This is a genomic window from Marinomonas transparens (assembly GCF_016463975.1).
GTDB lineage: Bacteria > Pseudomonadota > Gammaproteobacteria > Pseudomonadales > Marinomonadaceae > Marinomonas > Marinomonas transparens.
On the sequence record NZ_JAEMNX010000066.1, the window covers coordinates 1 to 1820 of the forward strand.

Here is a 1820-nt window from a genome sequence, read left to right on the forward strand (position 1 = left end):
ATCCACACGATCGGTTTTTGCAGTTGGGCAATTTGTGCCGCGCTTAACGCGATGCCTGAACGTAATTCCAAATCTTCGTAGGAATTCACCGCGTTGTTCATCAAGGTCGCGTAGGTATCTTCAATGCTAATGCTATCGGGTATTGTCTGAAAACCGGTAAAAGCCAAAATTTGATCACGTACCAACTGTTGCTCTAAAAAACCATCGCCTAAGCGTACGGCGGCTTTGCCATCACGCCCTACCGAATCGGAGGTGAGTTTATTTAAGAGGTAATCAGACGAAATGAAATTTTCATAACTGGTCAGTAAAGGATTGGTTTCGACAAGGTAGTTAGGGTTCGGACTAGCGCCATTGAATAAAGCACTGCTGACTAAGTTTTTAAACACATCATCAAAAATAGCATCACGGCGAGATTTAATCTGCGCATCATTAAACGCTTGAGGGGCTTGTGTAGGATCTGAAAAATCAATATCAGTCGCAGAGCCCAATGTCTCAGAAGCCTTTTCCTGCGCTGCTAGGCTTGCAATCGTATCCGAAGTGCCAACACTGCTAAAACTGCCACCTTTACCTGTGACTCTATTGTTACCCGTAAAAGTGCTGTTAATTAGGGTAACTGGCGTACTTTGTATATCTGAATAACTTCCTGCATTTTCATAATAATATTCAGTTGCCCGACTAACACAACGCTCGCCTGCCCCCTCTCTGTCAGCAGAATCAGTTCCAGTACACACTCCACTTCTGCTCTGTCTAACGAACTCCGTACCAGACTTAGTAGTAACTTGTTGAGCAATAGAGCTTGGGGTATTTACTTCCCCATAATGATTCAGACCTCCAACAGCACTAATAATTGAGGCTTCATTCTCAATATTTCCTGTAATAACAATATTATTTGCAGATAAAATCCTCCCTTGCGCACTTCTTTTTAAAACATAGGGAATAGAGGTAGATTGAGTATAAGAAATCACCTTCTCGTAATACCACGATAAAGGGTAATCTTTTTCAGCCTTCTCTGTTACATATTTTGCATAAGATTCGCTAGGCGGTTCATCATCACTATCACCAATATAATAAAGGTCATCCATTATTTTTTTGTAAGCTAGATAATTCTCATTTTCAGAAACAAGCAATTCCCCAAAATTTTCTGTATGTTGACCGTTACCTTCATTTCTATATGCAACTTCAATGGAAGAAATTTTATTGACCAAACGATTCGCATCAATAGTTAAATCCCCACCCCGTGTTTCAATATCTGCCGAACTGTTAGTTATCGTGCCCTTGGCCTGTAAATACCCTCCTCCCAAGCTGAATAACGAACCGCCATCTAGGTTGTACATGTTGCCTGTAGAACGCACATCTAAATAACTATTGGCCATAATTAGGCCGCTACCGCCACTATTAGAGACGCCACTGGTATCGAGTTCCACACGGTTTGCACCAATGCCACCGTAGTTAGTCAAACTGCCCATGGTTAAATCAAGGGTGCCATTTTGTGCGGTAATGATTCCTGAGGCATGGTTGGTTAAGCTGCCACTACGTTGTGATGTTTTGATATCGTTTTTTGCTGCAATTTTAGAAGTCGTGTTTTTTAGTGCTCTAGCCCAATGCAAAGTCAGGCTGTCGTTAGCACGTATTAGGCCATTACTTGTGTTGGTTAAGTCGCGACTAGATATAACGATGTCGTTGGCCGATTCTATGCTCGCACCGGTATTAATTAGGTCGGCGACGGTATTAATCGTCAGAGTATTATTGGCACTTATTTTGGCACCACTGGTATTGTTGACATCACCTTGGGTGGCGTTGAGGGTAAGGTCCCCGGTGGC

The 1820-nt window shown here is 42.5% G+C and carries 1 protein-coding gene; it reads right to left on the reverse strand.

Going from position 1 to position 1820, the window contains the following annotated elements:
* Nucleotides 1-1820: hypothetical protein (locus tag I8J31_RS20650; protein WP_199470474.1), on the reverse strand; the 1820-nt coding region annotated here is incomplete at both ends.